Origin of the sequence: Planobispora longispora, assembly GCF_016863135.1 — a bacterium.
Classification (GTDB): domain Bacteria; phylum Actinomycetota; class Actinomycetes; order Streptosporangiales; family Streptosporangiaceae; genus Planobispora; species Planobispora longispora.
Genome location: NZ_BOOH01000103.1, coordinates 1 through 1,023, shown reverse-complemented (window position 1 = coordinate 1,023; position 1,023 = coordinate 1). Strand labels below are relative to the sequence as shown.

The following is a 1,023-nucleotide window of genomic DNA, read 5'->3' as shown; positions in this document are numbered from 1 at the left end:
GGCGGGTACGGCCGATGGGCCCGCGGTCATGGGCCGACCGGCCCTGGCTGCCATGCCGCCGCAGGGACTGGGATGGGAAGGGACAACCATGGGAACGTGAAGGAGGAAGGGCCATGTTCGATCCTGTTGTCGCAGGCACCGATGGCTCGGTGGCCGGCTCGGCCGCGGTGGAATGGGCCGCCGACGACGCGGCGCGCATGCGTGCGCCCTTGCGCGTCGTCTTCGCCGCCGACCGCTCGCCGTACGACATCCCGAAGTTCTCCTCCCGGGAATGGGGCGAGGCCCTGACCCGCAACGCCGAGAAAGTGCTGGCCGAGGCCGAGGACCTCGCCCGCAAGCGGCAGCCGGAGATCGAGGTCGCCACCCGGATCGTCGAGGGGGCGCCCGCGGTGGTCCTGCGCGAGCAGGCCCAGAGCGCCTCCGAGGTCGTGATCGGCAGCCGGGGCCTGGGCGGCTTCGCCGGAGCCGTGCTCGGCTCGGTGAGCGGGCATGTGGCCGGGCACGCCCGCGGGCCGGTGGTCGTCGTCCGCTCCGGCGCCCGGGAGATGTACGGGGAGATCGTGGTGGGCGTCGACGACTCCCCGCAGTGCGATCCCGCCCTCGCCTATGCCTTCGAGCAGGCCGTGCTGCGCGGCGCCCGGCTGCGGGCGGTCTACGCCTGGCAGCTGCCGGTGCACGCCTACGCCCCGGAGATCGTCTGTGACATGGACGAGATCCGCCGGGCCCAGCACCGGGTCGCGGCCGACAAGCTCGCCTCGTGGCGGCAGACGCACCCGACGGTGGAGGTGGTCGAAGACGTCCGCTCCGCGCACCCGGTCCAGGCGCTGAGCGCGGCCTCGGAGCGGGCGGACCTGGTCGTGGTGGGCTCTCACGGACGGGGCGCCCTCGGCTCCCTGGCGCTGGGTTCGGTCAGTCGCGGCGTGCTGCACCACGCCCGCGGCGCTGTGGCCGTGGTCCGCTCACCGCGCGTATGAGCGGCCTTCACCTGATGGGCCCGTTCGCTCGTCCCTGAGACGAGCGAAC

The 1,023-nt window shown here is 73.7% G+C and carries 1 protein-coding gene; it reads left to right on the top strand.

Annotated features, from left to right (window positions below; all coding sequences use genetic code 11):
* The first annotated feature begins 113 nt into the window (after positions 1 to 113).
* Positions 114 to 974: a universal stress protein gene (locus tag Plo01_RS39785; RefSeq protein ID WP_203895987.1), complete on the top strand. Its 861-nt coding sequence runs from the start codon at positions 114 to 116 to the stop codon at positions 972 to 974.
* The last annotated feature ends 49 nt before the right edge of the window (positions 975 to 1,023 follow it).